Raw genomic sequence first — 15,576 nt, forward strand, 5'->3', positions numbered from 1 at the left:
ACCTGAAACCTGAAATCTGAAACAAAACTATTTAATAATTCCAATTGATTTTGAATGTTCAATTGCCTGGCTACTTTCTTTAAAATAACAAACAGAAACATCCAGAGTTTCTAAATTTTTCATGATTTTTTTGACTTCTTCTTTTTGTTTTTTTCCTGTTTGTCGAATGTAAACGGCAATAACTGTAACGGGAAATATTTTGCAGATTCGTTCATATAAAACTGGATCATGCTGAGAATCATCTCCTAATAAAATATATTTCAAGTTGGGGTAAAATTCTAAAACATGTTTTATTTTATCAAATTTATGATCATGATTGCCACGTCCGCTCATGAAAAAATCGGTAATGCCTCTTTTAATGTCTTTTAATAAAATAACAGCTCTTGGCAAATGATGGATTTTGGTAAACTGTACGATAAAACGATACAAATTCCATTCACTGCTTGAAATATAAAAAAAGGCATTAACTTCTTCTTTATTCTTTCTTCCAGCTGAACTCAAGGCTTGATAATGCGCTACAACATCTTTAAAAACTTTTCGGTCATTCACATTTTTAAATAACAAAATGTAAATTTTCCTGAAGATATTCTGCGTATGCGAAATCAAAAAAGTGTCATCAATATCAGAAATAATACCTAATTTTCCCGTGTGCGGATGTATAAAACTTCCCTTTGAAGTAATCGTTTCCGAATTGTATTTAATGCTGACATCGTAATTCATCCACCCAAAATGCGTTTCATTTTCAAACGGAATACAAAACTTAAAATGCCCGTCGTCTAATGTTTTAGTGTGAATTTCCTGATTTCCATATTTCAGATAAACATCAAAATTCTGAATCGTTTTTATCCGAAATTGATTGATTATGGATTTTGCATTTTTTAAATTTCTCTTCTGAAAGTCGTAATCATACATTCTTTTAAAAACATGTCCCATTACAATTAATTCTTCTTCATTGGCATAACCTCGATATAATTGTAAGATTGGTTTCATTTATTACGTATATTTATGTAACTGTAAATTACTTAATTTAATTGATTTCTAAAGATAAAATTTTGAAAAAGAACATTCTATTCGTTGTAAATCCCATTTCTGGCGACCTTGATAAAACTGATTTAATCGAGACAGTTCAGGAATTTGCGACTATTAATTATTTTAATCTTGAAGTGTATGAAACAAACGGAAAAAATGATTTAAATAAAATTCAGGCGATTTATAATGAACTTCTTCCTGAGCGAATTATTGTTGCGGGCGGCGACGGCACAATCAAAATGGTGGCAGAAGCAATGGAAAACTACGATATCATTATCGGGATTTTGCCAGCTGGATCAGCAAACGGATTGTCAGTCGATTTGAATTTGCCTGTTGAAATAGAAGAAAACCTAAAAATAGCTTTTTTGAATCATTATATCGAAATGGATATGATTTGTATCAACGGAAAAAAAAGCATTCATTTAAGCGATTTAGGTCTGAATGCCAATTTGGTTAAAAACTATGAACAAAGTGATATTCGCGGTTTTTGGGGATATGCATTGCAGGCTTTTACAACTTTAACAGAATCTGAAGAACCATTTGTCGCCACGATTTCTGCTAATAATGAAACGGTAAATCATGTAGCGAGAATGATTGTTATTGCCAATTCACAGAAGTATGGAACAGGGGTAATTATTAATCCGAATGGAGCTATGAACGACGGAAAGTTTGAATTGGTCATTTTAAAAAGTTTAGATCTGCTTTTAATTGGAAAAATCATCACCGGAAATATGCCAATTGATTCTGAAGATATTGTCATTATTTCAACAGACAAAGCCACGATAGAAACAGATTATCCGGTAAATTTTCAAATTGATGGTGAATATTGCGGTGCACAGACCAATTTAGAAATTTACATTCTGCACAAACAAATGAAAATGGCTGTGCCTTAAAAATTATCTCTGAAATTTAATCGAAATATGTATAAGAAAATTTTATTGACATTATTGCTTTTACTTTTTTTTAGTTGTAAAAATAACGATGACGACAAAAAGAGGAACCTAAAAACGAAAGAAAAGGTAATTAATAAAAACGTTATAAAAACGAAGAAAATTGGTGATTTTATGTCAGATAATGAGGGTTTTACGTGGAGTGTAAAGCAAGGAAATTCGGTAAGTAGTGATGTGAAAATTGTTTTTCAAAAAGAGTTTGTTATATATGAATTTAACAGGCAATGTTTGTATTATTTTTTTACCAATCATTATTATACAGGAACAGATAAAATTGAATTAATTTGGTCCTACAAGACAGATTGTTTGTCAGAGAAGAATATTTTCAATGTTTCTGATACAAAAAATGAATCTCCTAAGGCAGGAGATAGATTTTGTGAATTCGAGTTAGTTAATGATTCTGTTATCCATGTTAAATATAATTTTTCAGGATGGGCAAAAGAAATAAATAGCATTAATAAAGATTCTATATTTCCAAATTTCCTATATCTTGAACAAAACAGAGAATAAATCTTAATAATTGAAAATTTGACAGTAAAATTATTTAAAAGGATTTCGTTCCTGCCATTCTGTTTTTGGTTCCAAATACTGGAATAATTTTGCAATATTATGATTAATCAAAGCATTGCTATGCGTAATTAAACCATACATTTTTAAAGGTTTTGCTCCAACAGAACTTTTGATTTCGAGCGCTGTTCTCGCGAATACAATTGTTTTGAAGCCTTGATTGATTGAATAAGCAATCATATCGTAAAGCATGTTCAGATACAGCATTTTTTCACGTTGCAAATTTTCATCATAACCCAGAAAATAAGTATCCATTACATTTCCATTCTTTATTAATGTGTTGAATCCAATAAGTTTTTCATCTAAAAAATAGCCATAAAATAGAAAGTTATCTTTCATGATTTCTTTGAAAAAACTAAAATGATTTCGCGCTAGAAAAAAGGTATTGAACGGAGCATTTTTTGCCACATGAAAATACAAATCATAAATAACATCTTCATACTGTTTGATATCAGACAAAGGCATTTTCTTTTTTATAATTCCGTCTGATTTTTTGCGTGCCCGTTTATATTGATCTCTGTATTTTTTCGATAAAGCATCGATATAATCTTGTTCGGTTTTCCAATTTTCATTGATTTCAAAAATCATATTGGGCTGTGTCGAAAACGTATAATTGTTTTTGAATTCAGCTTGAAGCGGTTTAATTTCTTCCGAAGTAAAATCTTTTATACTAGTAATGTGAACTTTTTTACCAGAAGATCTTAAATCTTTTTTGAGCTGATTTATAGCTTTATGAAGTGTTTTTACAGCTTTTGGGGTTTCTGTATTTTTAGAAAAAACAAAAGCATTTTGTCCTGTAAGCATATTATTGCCAACGAACAATACGTGTGAAGCAAAATTTTTGAAAGCAAAATTACGCACCGACGTTTTTAAACATTGATCGCGTTCGCCAAAAGATTCAAGTTTTTCGGCAAACAAAAATTGAGTCAAAGCAATTCCTTCTAGCTTTTCATTTTTAAAAATTCCAATAAAATGACAAATCATATTTACCGGACAAGAATTTTCCAGTACTTCGAGATATTCCCGTGTCAAAAAAATGTTTTCTGCAGCAAGCGAGTTCCATTCTGAAGGGAGCAATGACGTGCGATTGTAGATTTGAAAAGAATAAGTTGTATTCAAAAGTGTGCGCTAATTTCTTCAAAATTAGATAATATTTGCAATAACTTACTTCCTTTAAGTTATTATTAAGAAAAACCCGTTTGAGTTTTAGTTTCAAACGGGTTTTTGTATATTTTGATTATGCGTATGCACAGATAATTCCGCCCATGAGCATAAGTGTCAGCATCCAATAGCCTGCGTGTATTAAAATATATTTCCAGGATTTTCTTTCAAATAAACCATTGATTCCCACAATTGGCAAAGCAAAAAATAATCCAGACATAAAGCCGTGAAGTGCACCGTGCTTAAAAGTTCTGTATGCCGTTCCGTAATCTGCCATGAATGCGGCGAATGATGGTTTTGCTTCAGCTAACTTTGGTGGCCCGCCTACCATTCCAACTGCACCTGACTGATGAATAGTCAAAGCCATTAAAATCACAGTAATCATTAAAGAAAAAACATACGTTAATCCGAAGATTTTTAGCATATTTCCAGTTCTTAATTGTTCTTGAGTGAAATTATTTTCTTTCATCCAGATTGTTCCGAATACTTTTGGATGATACCAAATAAATCCAGTTACTAAAGTAACGACAGCAGCTGCTAATAGTGCAACAAAGTTAATTTCCATAATATGAGGTTTTTAGATTAGTTGAGTCAAATTTAGTCAAAAAAATGCAAATCTGACATTTTTATAATAAGTACTAAAAAAGCTGTTAAATATTTACTTATTAACACTTTATCGACATTTGATGTATTATGTCTATGAAATGCATAATTTTGTAAATGTAACAAACCCCAAATCTGTTATGAAAAGCTTATTTACTTTTTTTATAGCACTTGCTTTTTCTATCAATTCTTTTGCAGATACTGTTTCAGATAAAGAGAAAGATGCTCTGATAAAATTATATCACGCCACAAATGGTCCGCAATGGAAAGTGAAATGGGATTTATCTCTTTCTGTGTCAACGTGGTATGGAGTTCGTGCCGAAAATGGAAAAGTAATAGGATTAGATTTGTCAGACAATAATTTGCAAGGAGAATTGCCTGCAGAATTTTTTGAACTGATAAATTTGGTTCAGGTAAATTTTCAGAAGAATAAATTAGAAGGAAATTTGCCAAACAACATTAATAATCTCAAAGAACTTGAAGTTTTAAATGTTTCTGATAATAAATTTTCAGGAACAATTCCAGCAGAAATCTGCGATTTGCAAAAACTGAAAGATCTGGAGCTTTTTAAAAATAAAATTTCTGGAGAATTGCCTACTGATCTTGGAAAATTAAAAGAATTAGAAGTTCTTGCATTATTTAATAATGAAATTCAGGGTTCGCTACCAAGTTCGATTTATAAAATTTCGACTTTAAAAGTATTGCTTTTAAATGGCAATAAATTATCAGGGAATTTGAGCAGAGAAATCGTGAATTTTAGAGCTTTGGAGAATCTGAGTTTATTTGACAACAGTTTTGAAGGAGAAATTCCGGAGGGACTTGGAAAGCTGAATAAACTTTCTGAAATGAATCTTTCTTACAACAAATTCAAGGGAGGAGTTTCAAGAAAAATAGCTTTATTAGACGCTTTAAATATGACAATGTTTGATGAAAATGGGAATCCATTTTTATTAGAAATAAATGCTGAAAGACAAAAAAATATTACCAAAAATTAATCGTGCTTATGGAATGAATTTTACTCTGAAAAAAGTTGATTAAATATATTTAGTTAATTGTTGAAAACCGTAATTCGTTACGGTTTTTTTTATTTCCTTTTTTAGGATTATTGCTTTAATTTTGTGAAAATATTTAAAAGACTTTTAGTTTTTTTCTTTAATTTTAAAATTAGATTCGGCCCTTTTGGCTGAAGCCCGAAAGAGAAAAATAATTAACCTTTAATGTTAAAATTATGACACTGCAATATCAAGGCGAAGAATACGGAAAAAAAACAACATTTACACTGAGAATCATTGGGAACAACTTATCAAAAAGTAGTTCAAATTATCAAATTGATCTTTTGGTGGGAGATAAAAAAGTTCCAACTTTTACAACTGAAATTCATCAAAGTCTTTCTAATTGCCTGAAAGAAATTTATTTGTTCAGAAAACATCACGGAATCCAATTTGATGCATCTTCAGAAAAAATTGTTTCACTGTATGTTCCTTATGACAAAGTTTTGTTCAACTATAATAAATATGCTTTGTTCAGAGCTTAAGTTTCGCGCTTAATAAAAATATAAAGACCGTTCAAAATGAACGGTCTTTTTTTGTAAAGAAGTCTAGTTTAAAGAAAAATTAAGCTTTTTGCACTTTATTTTTTCCTGTCAAATATTTCCGAATCGGAACATCTATATAGGTCATAACAAGATAAGCGAATCCAATTAAAAGCAGTGTTCCTATAAAAACGACTGTATATAATGTCGGCCCAGTAAACTTATAAGTTTGATTGTAAGAAGCAAATATCCACATTGCGAAATAATGTGTCATATATAACGGATAAGATATGTTTCCTGAAAAGACACAAACTTTTTCTGTATTTTTTGAAGTTTCGGTGCCAGCTCCCAAAGCAATTATAAACGGAAAATAAAACAATACAATAAGAGGTTCTGTAATGAAATTGAATTCCTGGTTGAATGGATATATAAATGTAGGGAATAGAAGTAGGGAGAGTCCTAAAAAACCAATTTTTGAAGGGATAATCCATTTGAATCTGTAAACGGTCATTCCCGCCAGAAAACAGTATGAAATACGTGCAGCGCCATGCCAAAAAGTGTCGCCGCCCCAACCGCCTGAAATGCCTTTTGCATGATAAGAAACATATACCAAAGCAATTCCTGCAATACAAGTTAGCAAAAGAATCATTTTACGAGACAAACGATATAGGAATATGGAGTAAAAAATATTGGCAATATATTCCCAAAACAAAGACCAGGCAGGAGCATTTAATCCAAAATTATTGTAATAACGTTCTTTCATTATGGGAAGCGGAATTAATAACAATGAACATATAAATAAGAGCAGAACTTCAGAAATACTTCTGTTTGCAATGTCGCCATATGGCAAAACAAAATACCCAATCAAACCCAGAATTGATCCTAAAACAACAAGCGGATGTAATCTGATAAGGCGTAATTTGAAGAATTCAACAATGCCAATTTTTGCGATTCGGTCATCATAGGCGTAAGCAATTACAAAACCCGAAAGACAAAAGAAAAAATCTACAGCGAGAAAACTGTGAGCAAATAAATTCTTGCTGTAATCGGAAATTGCTATTTCTAAAAAGTGATAAATTACAACGGCTATAGCAGCAACACCTCTTAGTCCGTCAAGAATTTTAAAATGTTGTTTAGGCTTAATTGTCTCAAAATTGGTCATGTAAATATTATTTGTATAGGAGTTGGATTTTGATGAATTATTTGATATTTGCTTTCTTTTTAGAAGTATTTAATTGCCAAATGCATAGTTGATGCCTCCAAGCAAATGTTGTACAAAAAGCGGATCACTGTAGCTTTCAGGACTATGGCCTAAGGCTGTATAAAACGCTCTTCCTCCATCATAATCGTGATACCATGCCAAAGGATGATTATCACCATGTTTGCCGCCCTTATAAGATGATTCATCAATTTTTATAAGAACATTTACATCTGGATTTATATATTTGAAATTGTACCATTCGTCTTTTCTTTCCCAAATTTCAGGAAGATGTTTGGTTGATGGATGCTCCTTATTCACAATTACAAGTTTTGCAATCTGAGGTTCTGGATGACCTTCAAAAATTCCGCCGATCATTTTAGTATACCAAGGCCAGTCTGGTTCGCAGTTTGTGGCGGAATGAATCCCTACAAAACCATTTCCTTTTTCAATGAATTTTTGCAAAGCCAATTTCTGTTCTTCTCCCAAAACATGCCCCGAAGCGCTAAGAAATATAACGACCTGATATTGTTTTAAATTTTTTGAATTAATTGCAAGAGAATCTTCTGTAGCATCTACAATAAAATGATTTTCGGTTCCCAATTTTTTGATTGCGGCAATTCCTGCAGCAATGCTTTCATGTCTGAAACCGTTTGTTTTGGAGAAAATCAAAACTTTTTTTTCTTTTTTAAAATTGATTTGTTCGGTGCTTTTTGGATAAAAAGAAAATAGAAAAAAACTTGCCAGTAGAATTAAATTGGATAAAACTGATTTTTTTATTGAAGGAAGAAAGGTCATTTCGCTTGAATTTTATTTTGGGAAGATAGAAAAAATAATTTATTCTTTATGAAGGTATTTCGCATCATGAGAGACTTCCAAATGTTATTGATTTTAGTCTATATTTGTTTAAATGCAGAGAATACTTTTCAGAATTAAGATTAATAATTAACCATAAAAACTAAAATTTAAAATGAAAAATGCCCCAAAATTACTTTTGATTTCTTTTCTATTAATGGCAATTGGTTGTAAAAATGAAACGCAAAATGATACTGCTGTTGCTGCAGAAAATACTGGCTCTGCAGAAATCTCTGTTGAAGCAAAACCAGCGACGCCAAAGTCATTAAATCAAGTTACCGCAAAAGAAGCTTTTGAATTAAAACCAAGTGAAATCTACTGTAAAGATTCTGTTCCGAAAAACAAAGAAGTCTATGCTGTTATCGTCGATTGGACTTTAAGCAGTAATAAAAATTCGCTTGTTGCTTTTAAATCTGGAGAAGCTAGTATTCTTTTAAATGGTATTGATATTCAATTTGAAATGAATCCTCAGTCTTTTAATTCGCTTTCAACTTCATTAATAGAAAAAGCTGAAAAAGCATTATCGTCATGTACGCCAGCAACCGAAAGAACTGAACCGGCACAGAATCAGGTAAAAGTATATGTTTTAACTGCAGACGGCAAGTATGTTTATGAAAACAAAATCAATGAATTTAAGAAAAACAAAGAGATGTATGATGTTTTTGAAACAGCTACAAATCTTTTGTTGCAATCTAGAAAAGCGTTGTAATTCTGTTTTTGGAAATGCTAAAATGAAAAACTGCACAATTCTGAAATTTTCAGAATTGTGCAGTTTTTTTATTGTTTGAAATTTAAGGTTATATTTTTAAACTATTGAATAAATCAATAAGTTTAGGGTCAGAAGGTTTTGGTGCGCGTGCAGAAACAATATTGCCATTAGGATCCAGAAGAATAAATGTTGGAACTTCATGAATACCGTAATCTCTCATGATTTTTGAATTCCATTCATTTTCTGCCAATAATTGAATGCCACCTAATTGTTTTTCTGTAACAAATTTGCTCCATTTAGGCTGATCCTTCATCGCATCGATTGAAATACTAACAAATTCAATATTTTTTCCTTTGTACTGTTCTTCCACCTTCTGAAGAAATGGAATCTCTTTGACGCAAGGACCACACCACGTTGCCCAAAAATCAATATAAATATATTTTCCTTTTAGATCTTCTAAAGAAGTTTTTCCTCCTTTTTGATTTTCGTAATTAAATTTCGGGGATGGTTTTCCGGGCTTTATTGCATTTGCAAAATTATAATTTAAAGTCAATGTTTGTTTGATAAGCGGATCGTTTGTAAGCAATAAAAATTCCTCATATATTTTTTCGTAATTTGTATTGTCAATAACAATATCTCCTGCCGAAAATTCGATTAATCGATTTTTTATACTTTGACTCTTCAGCGCTTTTATCTCCGGAATTGCATCTTTAGCTGTAATGAAAGAAACGCTATCATCTCCTTCAGTATTTTTAGGTAAATTGTCTCTAACATTTTTATAAAAATTGCTTATCACAAGTGCTTGATAATCATTTGAAAATAAAAAATCAGAATTATTATCCAGATCTATTGTTTCATCAATCTTTGGATATTTTTGAGAAATGTTAGAAGAGTGGTAATTTTTATACGAAAACAGATGAATTTGTTCTAAATAATAAATACTTCTGGCTTCTTTTTCTTTAAAACTGGCGTCAGTAAATTTTGTTTTGGCGTACAAATTATCGACTGAAGTTTTTATTGACTGAAGTTTTTTCAGAAATTCGTCTTCTTCAAGTTTGTAAAATTCCCAATCAATAACCGAAGTTATAAGCTGTTTTTGGGCTAAATATTGATTTTCTATGTTTCCTTTGCCTGTAAATTTTAAAGTTGGTGTCAAGTTCGCATCATCAGCATATATAATTAATTTGGAATCTTTAGTTAGGTATATTTGGAAACTATTTTTAGTAGTTTCAATTTTATAAATGCCATCATATTCTATTTTTAGATTTTCTGAAAAACTTCCATCTGGTTTTAGCTTGATTTCTTTCTCAAATAATTCCCCTTTGATTTTGATTGTTCCATTTTCGGTATTCGTGATTTTGCCAGAAACAGTTACAATCTCTTCAGAAGTTGTGAAAGAGTAGAAAGCTATAATTAGCAATAAAAGAAGGACTTTTTTCATTTCTTGGTGGTTAGATAGTTAAAAAGTTAAATGAAATCTTGTTAAAAATAGGGATTATTTTTTTGAGAATGAATTTGTAGTAATGAAAAATTATATATTTGGAAATAAATAATGTGTGAAATTTTTCACGTATATCACTCAGATCTTGATGGTGTTGTGTAGATCGTCATACATATATAAACAAGTTATACGGGAGTTGTGCCGAAATTACGCAGATAAAAGCAATCAGAAAAACAAGTATTTGTTTCCGTAAGATGTTTATAAAGTAGAAGCGTGACAGTTGGAACTTGCCAGCGGAAACTTGAAAAATAGAAACTAATAACAAATAGAATCTTAAAAAATGCACCTAATTTTAATTGTTTTACCACTATTATTTCAAATTATTTTTGGCAGAAAAGCTATTGGAGGAGATATTAAAGTGAGCTTTGCAACAATTTGCTTAATTAGTTTTTTTAGCCAAATCATATTTACCATTTTAGAATTTAACATTATTGTTTATTATCTTGAAAAAAACAATAATACTTGTGGGATGCCACTAGTTGGACTTATAAATTTTTCGATATTATTTACTTTAATCTTATTTGTAACAATCATTATTCAATACCGTATTAAAAAGTCATATGGAGATGATGAAATTGATGAAATTGAGGATGAAAATGATAAAATTGAAGATTTTGGAAATGAAGAAGATGAATTTTAAGAAGATGAAATTCATTGAAAACAACAATTAAAACTAAAATCAATAAGTTGGAATTTGCAATCAGAAACGTGAAAAATTTACGGTTAATTGCAATTTCGACAAAATACCCCAGCATAACAGCCAATACAAGGGCACAGACAACATAATTTTAGAAACAAAATCGAATACAGAAGGATTTGGGCAAAGTGGCGATTATCAGAAGCTGGAAAAGTTATCATATAATAAATAAAAACTGATTGCTCAGATACATACAACGATAGCGCAGATTTGTAATCTGTGTCCGCAAAGAGAATCAGAAAGGTAAAAACAAAAAAACTCCAGATTTCGCTGAAGCTTTTCTTGATAAGTTGAACTAGTATTCTCGAGCTATTTAGAATTAATTACAAATTAGAAATTTTATTTTAATAAATTATTTCCAAAAAGATGATCGTACAATTTATTTTTATCTATAGGAGCGTTTTTCTTCAGAGGTGTCATGATGAAGATATATAGCTTATCTTCATTATTATAAAGTACTATGTTAGCATTAATGTTTTTTAATCCATAATATTCTATTTTGCTATATATTACCTTAGAATCTTGATTGTTGATTTTGATGACATAGTTGCTGAAATTTAGATTAAAGCTTTTTATAGTGTCATTATTTACTTGGTAATTTATTGCATTATCTGAAAAAAAATCTATACGATTAATTTTATAGTCATCTTTAAATATTTCGGGACTCAAATTAACTTCGAATAAACCTTCGTTAATAGTAGAAAAATAACCTGGTGTTGGATAATTAGTTGATTGATGATTATTGAAAGTAAAATTCTGAGAAATATTTTTAAGTTTTATGACCATTAATGAGTATTTTGATTCAATTTCATATTGTGAGATAATTGAGTCATTCTTTAATATATAAGAACCAATACAAACATCGTGGTTTTTAAAGGGCAACAAATTTTTTATTTTCATGCTTTTGGCTGGAACGAAATCCATTTCGGTCATTAAATTTATTTCTTTTTCCATTAGATTTTTTTTGCACCCCAAAAATATGAGAAGCAATAATGTGATAGAGATAATTTTCATGTTGATTTTGTTTAAAGCGAAGTTATTTAATTTCCTGTAATTAAATTGCAAAACGAGGAAATACTGTTACTTTTCCCAACTGCTAGCGCGAGCATCCCGCTTGTGAATGCAAAGTTTTTCAAAGTAAACCAAAACAAAAAAAGCTCCAGATTTCTCTGAAGCTTTTTGTCTTAGTAGCGGGAACAGGACTCGAACCTGTGACCTTCGGGTTATGAGCCCGACGAGCTGCCTACTGCTCTATCCCGCGATGTTTCGGGTGCAAAGATAAGCACTAAATACAGTTTTTCAAAGGAATTAGTGAAATATTTTTATTTTAATAAATCTCGATCGTAACTGTTTGTTGTGTAGTGAATTGCGATTGTTTTGGTTTTGCAATTAGATTTTATAATTCAATAATTCTAAATAAGGATCACTTTTTAAACCTAATAATTTGGCAAAAGCAGGCTCAGTTTTGTAGCCGTTTTGTTTGAGTTTTATGATTTCTTGGCGAAAATTTTCCTCTCGTGATTCCAGAATTTGGTGTTCTATAATCATGTGTCTGTAGCCGTTTTGATTTTTGGTTGGAATATTTTGTCCGAATATTTCAATCTCAAAATCATCTAGTTTGAAATTTCCAATTACAGATTCTTTCTCATTTATTATAGTTTCTCTGATTTTAAAATCGGATTTATTCTTAAAAAGAGAAGTGACTTTTTCGACAAAATGATTTTTATTCTGCCAATAACAAATAATATCAAGATCACTGTTTTCAATGTCAATATTTATTGGAATTGTGCCAACAAGAATTGGATCAAATTCAACCAAAACTTCTAAGATCTTGTTTTTTGTCAAAATTTCATAAGCCAGAATTTGTCTTTCATTTCCATACTTTAAATATTCAATTGTGCTGAAGTCGATCATTTATTTGTCGTAATTTTTCTCTTCTTTAATTTCCTGCTCTAATCTTTTGTTGATATTGATTTTAGCTTTAGTAAAAACAAAAATTGTGGTTTTGTATTCACGGGCAAATTTGTTTGTTATTTCTCCGCCAATCGAAGCTTTTTCAAAAAACGGACTTGTTTCTGCAAATTCAGTGCTTTTTTCTTCAAATTCTTTTATTCTGATGAGGTTCGTATAATAGATATCTAAATTGAACCAATTGACATAATCCGCATTGAAAGAAACGGCTTTAATTCCTTTTTTGGTGTAATAATTTATTGCTCCTGCCTGACCGTAATTGTCGCAAAGCACCAAGGTATTTTCTGATTTTGGAAACAAAGCATAAACCGAATCAGTTTTGTGCGCCAGTTCTTTCCAGCCCAACATATCGGCAAAATCCTGAGGCAATTCATGGTCTTTTCCGTCTTCCCAGCGAAGCATTCCAAATTTTTTATATTTTTCAGGTTTTGCAACTATTTCCTGTGGTGTTTTATTAGGAAAAGCAACTTTATAAATTGGAATAAAAAGCAAAAGTGGAATAAGGATTAAAACTGGTTGTAAGAATCGTTTCCATCCTGATTTTGAAATTTCTCCTAAAAAAACGGCGCCAAATGCAATATAAATTGGATAAAGGCCAATAGCATAATACGCTTTAGCTTTGAAATAAATAAAAACTAAAAGAGTAAAAACAATCGAAAGAAAAAAGAATCGATAATTTGCAAAAGGTTTATAAAAAAGTAGCGCATAAAAGGAGGAGAGAATAACGATAAATCCGCCAATAAAAAACAATAATTGTTCTTTTAAAAATCCAGCCCGATCAACATTTACCAGCTGTGTTTCGGCTAATTCTTTCATGTGATGCACAATCGGAAAATGATTGTTGTACTGCCATAAAAGATTCGGAAGAATTAAAATTAATCCCAAAATAAGAGCAAAATAAAGATTTTTTTCGGCAACAATTTTTCTTTGTTTTGAAAGCAAAAGTGCAGGCAAAAATCCGATTAAAAGGAAAAGAATATTGTACTTATTCAGAAAACCAAAAGCAAAAATGATGGCACCTGTATAAAGCCATTTTGTTTTTTCGGTTTTGATGTATTGAATAACTGTGAAATAAAAAGTGGTCCAACATAAAATGTCTAACGAATTTGGCTGAAAAAGCATGTTTAATCGTAAAAGCGATGACAATAAAATGCAAGTTGAAGCTAAAATCAAAGCAAATAAACTTCCTTTTAAAACCTCAATTGTTTTCCAGACAACTAAAAGTGTCAAAACGCCAAAAAGGGCAGGGAAGAACTTGACCCAAAAAACAGTATTTCCTAGCAGATAAATGATATACGAAAACCAGGAAGTTACAGGAGGAACCGATAAGTATCCCCAGGCCAAATGATGCGCCTGATCCAGATGCAGATATTCATCACGCTGCAAATCATACTCCGGACTCAGCAAAATATATTGAAGTGCAAATTTTAAAATGATAAACCCAATTAAAATAAATGTCTTTTTGGTCATGTAGATTTCGGTTTTTTTAGGTTTGTTCGGCTTTTGTGTTGTAAGTGGTTTTAAATCAACGTGTAATTCTGTAGCTAAGATAGGATTTATTTTGATTTTTGAATATTCAGAATATTTCATAATGGGATATTGTAAATATCAGATATTTAGATGTTTATAGTTATTTGATGTCAGTTGAATTGACATTTTTATTACCTTTAATACCCAGCAATAACTTTAAAAGAAAAAAACCATGAAAAAGAAATTATTGATTGCGGCTGTCCTTTTAGGGGCAATTTCATTTGCAAATGCGCAAAGTGTAGGAGAAATTACAAAAGCGGCGAGTAAGGCGTCGACAACAGCAGTTCCTGCTTTTGATGTTGCCAGTATCTCGAATCAGGTTATGGGCGTATTATCTCCAAAATTAAAATTAACTGAGGCACAAAAGCCGATTGTGAATTCACTGGTAAATGAAACTTTAAATAAAAAGAAGAACATTTTGCCTACAATGGCAACAGATAAGGCGGGTTATACTTCTAAAATGACAGCCAGTAGAGAGTCTTTTATAGCCAAAATGAAAAAAAATATAAGTCCAACACAATTTGATGCACTTACATCTTTATTGCCAAAATCAGCGTCGGCAGTAACGCCGCTGGCAAAAATGCTTTATTGAATTAGCGTAAAAAATAAAAAAAGCAAAATAGAATTCTATTTTGCTTTTTTTATTTTCAATTTATTAAAAAATACCTCTGATTTAAAGACTTTCCTCTAAATAAGCAGGATCAAATTCATTTGTATCCGGAACTTCGGCAGTTACGGGTTTAGAAGCTTTCAGTGTATTGAATCTTTCCAACATTTCTGTTTCGCCTTCTTCACCGCTGAAATAAGGAAATACATCCATAATTGCTGTTTCTGAAATGGCCGGAATAGAATATTCTCCCATTGTATTTTTCATTACGTGAAGTGTATTGTCAAAAGCTTCGCGAACATCGTTTGCCTGAATTAGCATGTACATGCTTGTTTTTCTTTCCTTGCCGCTTTCTTCATCATAAGCAATTAAAGTGATTTTAGATTTAAACCATCTATCTGCATTTTCAAAAGGATGAATTTCGGCATAATTTGCCACTTTGATAGCTGTGATTTTAAATTCTTCACTAGTATAAGCGGCCATTTCTTCGGTCATTCTTTTTTCAGCTTCTGTATAAGATAAAGCATCAACCAAATAAGGCTCGGTTAAAACTTTTTGTCCTCCAGTTTCATCTGTTTTTCTATATTTTACTTTGCATTCGTACCAAATTGCGCTCATTTTCTTGTAATTTTTAAGGATGTCAAAGATAGATTTTAAAGAGAAAATA

General features: G+C 30.9%; 17 protein-coding genes and 1 tRNA gene. 7 read left to right on the plus strand and 11 right to left on the minus strand.

Annotated features, from left to right (window positions below):
- Positions 1 to 27: 27 nt before the first annotated feature.
- Positions 28 to 990 (minus strand): App1 family protein, encoded by a 963-nt coding sequence (locus tag FN795_RS10695; RefSeq protein WP_142450578.1) that lies wholly within the window; start codon positions 988 to 990, stop codon positions 28 to 30.
- Positions 991 to 1,052: 62 nt separating this feature from the next.
- Between FN795_RS10695 and FN795_RS10700 the strand changes: the two genes are divergently transcribed.
- Entirely contained in the window at positions 1,053 to 1,922 is an 870-nt protein-coding gene (locus FN795_RS10700) for a diacylglycerol/lipid kinase family protein (RefSeq protein WP_142450579.1), read from the plus strand.
- Positions 1,923 to 1,949: 27 nt separating this feature from the next.
- Positions 1,950 to 2,489, plus strand: coding sequence for a hypothetical protein (locus FN795_RS10705; protein WP_142450580.1), 540 nt, complete (start codon positions 1,950 to 1,952; stop codon positions 2,487 to 2,489).
- Between the two features lie 30 nt (positions 2,490 to 2,519).
- Here FN795_RS10705 and FN795_RS10710 read toward each other — a convergent pair whose 3' ends face one another.
- A complete protein-coding gene (locus tag FN795_RS10710; RefSeq protein ID WP_142450581.1) occupies positions 2,520 to 3,665 on the minus strand; it encodes a peptidogalycan biosysnthesis protein in 1,146 nt (381 codons plus the stop codon).
- Between the two features lie 118 nt (positions 3,666 to 3,783).
- On the minus strand, positions 3,784 to 4,272 hold the full coding sequence (locus FN795_RS10715) for a DUF1761 domain-containing protein (protein ID WP_142450582.1): 489 nt from the start codon (positions 4,270 to 4,272) through the stop codon (positions 3,784 to 3,786).
- A gap of 178 nt (positions 4,273 to 4,450) precedes the next feature.
- Between FN795_RS10715 and FN795_RS10720 the strand changes: the two genes are divergently transcribed.
- Positions 4,451 to 5,305 (plus strand): leucine-rich repeat domain-containing protein, encoded by an 855-nt coding sequence (locus tag FN795_RS10720; protein ID WP_142450583.1) that lies wholly within the window; start codon positions 4,451 to 4,453, stop codon positions 5,303 to 5,305.
- A 233-nt stretch (positions 5,306 to 5,538) separates the two neighbouring features.
- Positions 5,539 to 5,844: a hypothetical protein gene (locus FN795_RS10725; RefSeq protein ID WP_142450584.1), complete on the plus strand. Its 306-nt coding sequence runs from the start codon at positions 5,539 to 5,541 to the stop codon at positions 5,842 to 5,844.
- Positions 5,845 to 5,923: 79 nt separating this feature from the next.
- On the opposite strand, the gene FN795_RS10730 is transcribed toward FN795_RS10725, so the two are convergent.
- The gene (locus FN795_RS10730; RefSeq protein WP_142450585.1) at positions 5,924 to 7,003 is read right to left on the minus strand and encodes an acyltransferase family protein; all 1,080 of its coding nucleotides are present in this window, start codon (positions 7,001 to 7,003) and stop codon (positions 5,924 to 5,926) included.
- A 69-nt stretch (positions 7,004 to 7,072) separates the two neighbouring features.
- Positions 7,073 to 7,837, minus strand: coding sequence for a ThuA domain-containing protein (locus FN795_RS10735; RefSeq protein WP_142450586.1), 765 nt, complete (start codon positions 7,835 to 7,837; stop codon positions 7,073 to 7,075).
- Between the two features lie 172 nt (positions 7,838 to 8,009).
- Here FN795_RS10735 and FN795_RS10740 point away from each other — a divergent pair, with 172 nt between their 5' ends.
- Positions 8,010 to 8,603, plus strand: a complete 594-nt coding sequence (locus tag FN795_RS10740; protein ID WP_142450587.1) for a hypothetical protein — start codon at positions 8,010 to 8,012, stop codon at positions 8,601 to 8,603.
- Positions 8,604 to 8,691: 88 nt separating this feature from the next.
- Here FN795_RS10740 and FN795_RS10745 read toward each other — a convergent pair whose 3' ends face one another.
- Entirely contained in the window at positions 8,692 to 10,044 is a 1,353-nt protein-coding gene (locus FN795_RS10745) for a TlpA family protein disulfide reductase (RefSeq protein ID WP_142450588.1), read from the minus strand.
- Positions 10,045 to 10,384: 340 nt separating this feature from the next.
- On the opposite strand from FN795_RS10745, the gene FN795_RS10750 reads away from it, so the two are divergent.
- Positions 10,385 to 10,744, plus strand: a complete 360-nt coding sequence (locus FN795_RS10750) for a hypothetical protein (protein WP_142450589.1) — start codon at positions 10,385 to 10,387, stop codon at positions 10,742 to 10,744.
- Positions 10,745 to 11,140: 396 nt separating this feature from the next.
- Here the strand turns inward: FN795_RS10750 and FN795_RS10755 are convergent, their stop codons facing one another.
- The 4 genes from FN795_RS10755 to FN795_RS10770 all read right to left on the minus strand — a co-directional run bounded on the left by FN795_RS10755 (position 11,141) and on the right by FN795_RS10770 (position 14,242).
- The gene (locus tag FN795_RS10755) at positions 11,141 to 11,755 is read right to left on the minus strand and encodes a hypothetical protein (protein ID WP_142450590.1); all 615 of its coding nucleotides are present in this window, start codon (positions 11,753 to 11,755) and stop codon (positions 11,141 to 11,143) included.
- A gap of 234 nt (positions 11,756 to 11,989) precedes the next feature.
- Positions 11,990 to 12,062, minus strand: a tRNA-Met gene (locus tag FN795_RS10760).
- A 128-nt stretch (positions 12,063 to 12,190) separates the two neighbouring features.
- Positions 12,191 to 12,715: a DUF4269 domain-containing protein gene (locus tag FN795_RS10765; RefSeq protein ID WP_142450591.1), complete on the minus strand. Its 525-nt coding sequence runs from the start codon at positions 12,713 to 12,715 to the stop codon at positions 12,191 to 12,193.
- Positions 12,716 to 14,242: an ArnT family glycosyltransferase gene (locus tag FN795_RS10770; RefSeq protein ID WP_142450729.1), complete on the minus strand. Its 1,527-nt coding sequence runs from the start codon at positions 14,240 to 14,242 to the stop codon at positions 12,716 to 12,718.
- A gap of 232 nt (positions 14,243 to 14,474) precedes the next feature.
- On the opposite strand from FN795_RS10770, the gene FN795_RS10775 reads away from it, so the two are divergent.
- Positions 14,475 to 14,894, plus strand: a complete 420-nt coding sequence (locus tag FN795_RS10775; protein ID WP_142450592.1) for a hypothetical protein — start codon at positions 14,475 to 14,477, stop codon at positions 14,892 to 14,894.
- A gap of 81 nt (positions 14,895 to 14,975) precedes the next feature.
- On the opposite strand, the gene FN795_RS10780 is transcribed toward FN795_RS10775, so the two are convergent.
- Complete coding sequence (locus tag FN795_RS10780) at positions 14,976 to 15,527, minus strand: DUF4494 domain-containing protein (protein WP_142450593.1); 552 nt, start codon at positions 15,525 to 15,527, stop codon at positions 14,976 to 14,978.
- Positions 15,528 to 15,576: the final 49 nt, after the last annotated feature.

Origin of the sequence: Flavobacterium resistens (genome assembly GCF_900182645.1) — a bacterium.
Classification (GTDB): Bacteria; Bacteroidota; Bacteroidia; order Flavobacteriales; family Flavobacteriaceae; genus Flavobacterium; species Flavobacterium resistens.

Coding starts and splice junctions, on each gene's coding strand:
- FN795_RS10755 (WP_142450590.1), bottom strand. CDS start 11,755: ATGGAAAAAGAAATAAATTTAATGACCGAAATGGATTTCGTTCCAGCC.
- FN795_RS10695 (WP_142450578.1), bottom strand. CDS start 990: ATGAAACCAATCTTACAATTATATCGAGGTTATGCCAATGAAGAAGAA.
- FN795_RS10705 (WP_142450580.1), top strand. CDS start 1,950: ATGTATAAGAAAATTTTATTGACATTATTGCTTTTACTTTTTTTTAGT.
- FN795_RS10715 (WP_142450582.1), bottom strand. CDS start 4,272: ATGGAAATTAACTTTGTTGCACTATTAGCAGCTGCTGTCGTTACTTTA.
- FN795_RS10740 (WP_142450587.1), top strand. CDS start 8,010: ATGAAAAATGCCCCAAAATTACTTTTGATTTCTTTTCTATTAATGGCA.
- FN795_RS10720 (WP_142450583.1), top strand. CDS start 4,451: ATGAAAAGCTTATTTACTTTTTTTATAGCACTTGCTTTTTCTATCAAT.
- FN795_RS10780 (WP_142450593.1), bottom strand. CDS start 15,527: ATGAGCGCAATTTGGTACGAATGCAAAGTAAAATATAGAAAAACAGAT.
- FN795_RS10775 (WP_142450592.1), top strand. CDS start 14,475: ATGAAAAAGAAATTATTGATTGCGGCTGTCCTTTTAGGGGCAATTTCA.
- FN795_RS10765 (WP_142450591.1), bottom strand. CDS start 12,715: ATGATCGACTTCAGCACAATTGAATATTTAAAGTATGGAAATGAAAGA.
- FN795_RS10745 (WP_142450588.1), bottom strand. CDS start 10,044: ATGAAAAAAGTCCTTCTTTTATTGCTAATTATAGCTTTCTACTCTTTC.
- FN795_RS10735 (WP_142450586.1), bottom strand. CDS start 7,837: ATGACCTTTCTTCCTTCAATAAAAAAATCAGTTTTATCCAATTTAATT.
- FN795_RS10725 (WP_142450584.1), top strand. CDS start 5,539: ATGACACTGCAATATCAAGGCGAAGAATACGGAAAAAAAACAACATTT.
- FN795_RS10730 (WP_142450585.1), bottom strand. CDS start 7,003: ATGACCAATTTTGAGACAATTAAGCCTAAACAACATTTTAAAATTCTT.
- FN795_RS10770 (WP_142450729.1), bottom strand. CDS start 14,242: ATGACCAAAAAGACATTTATTTTAATTGGGTTTATCATTTTAAAATTT.
- FN795_RS10750 (WP_142450589.1), top strand. CDS start 10,385: ATGCACCTAATTTTAATTGTTTTACCACTATTATTTCAAATTATTTTT.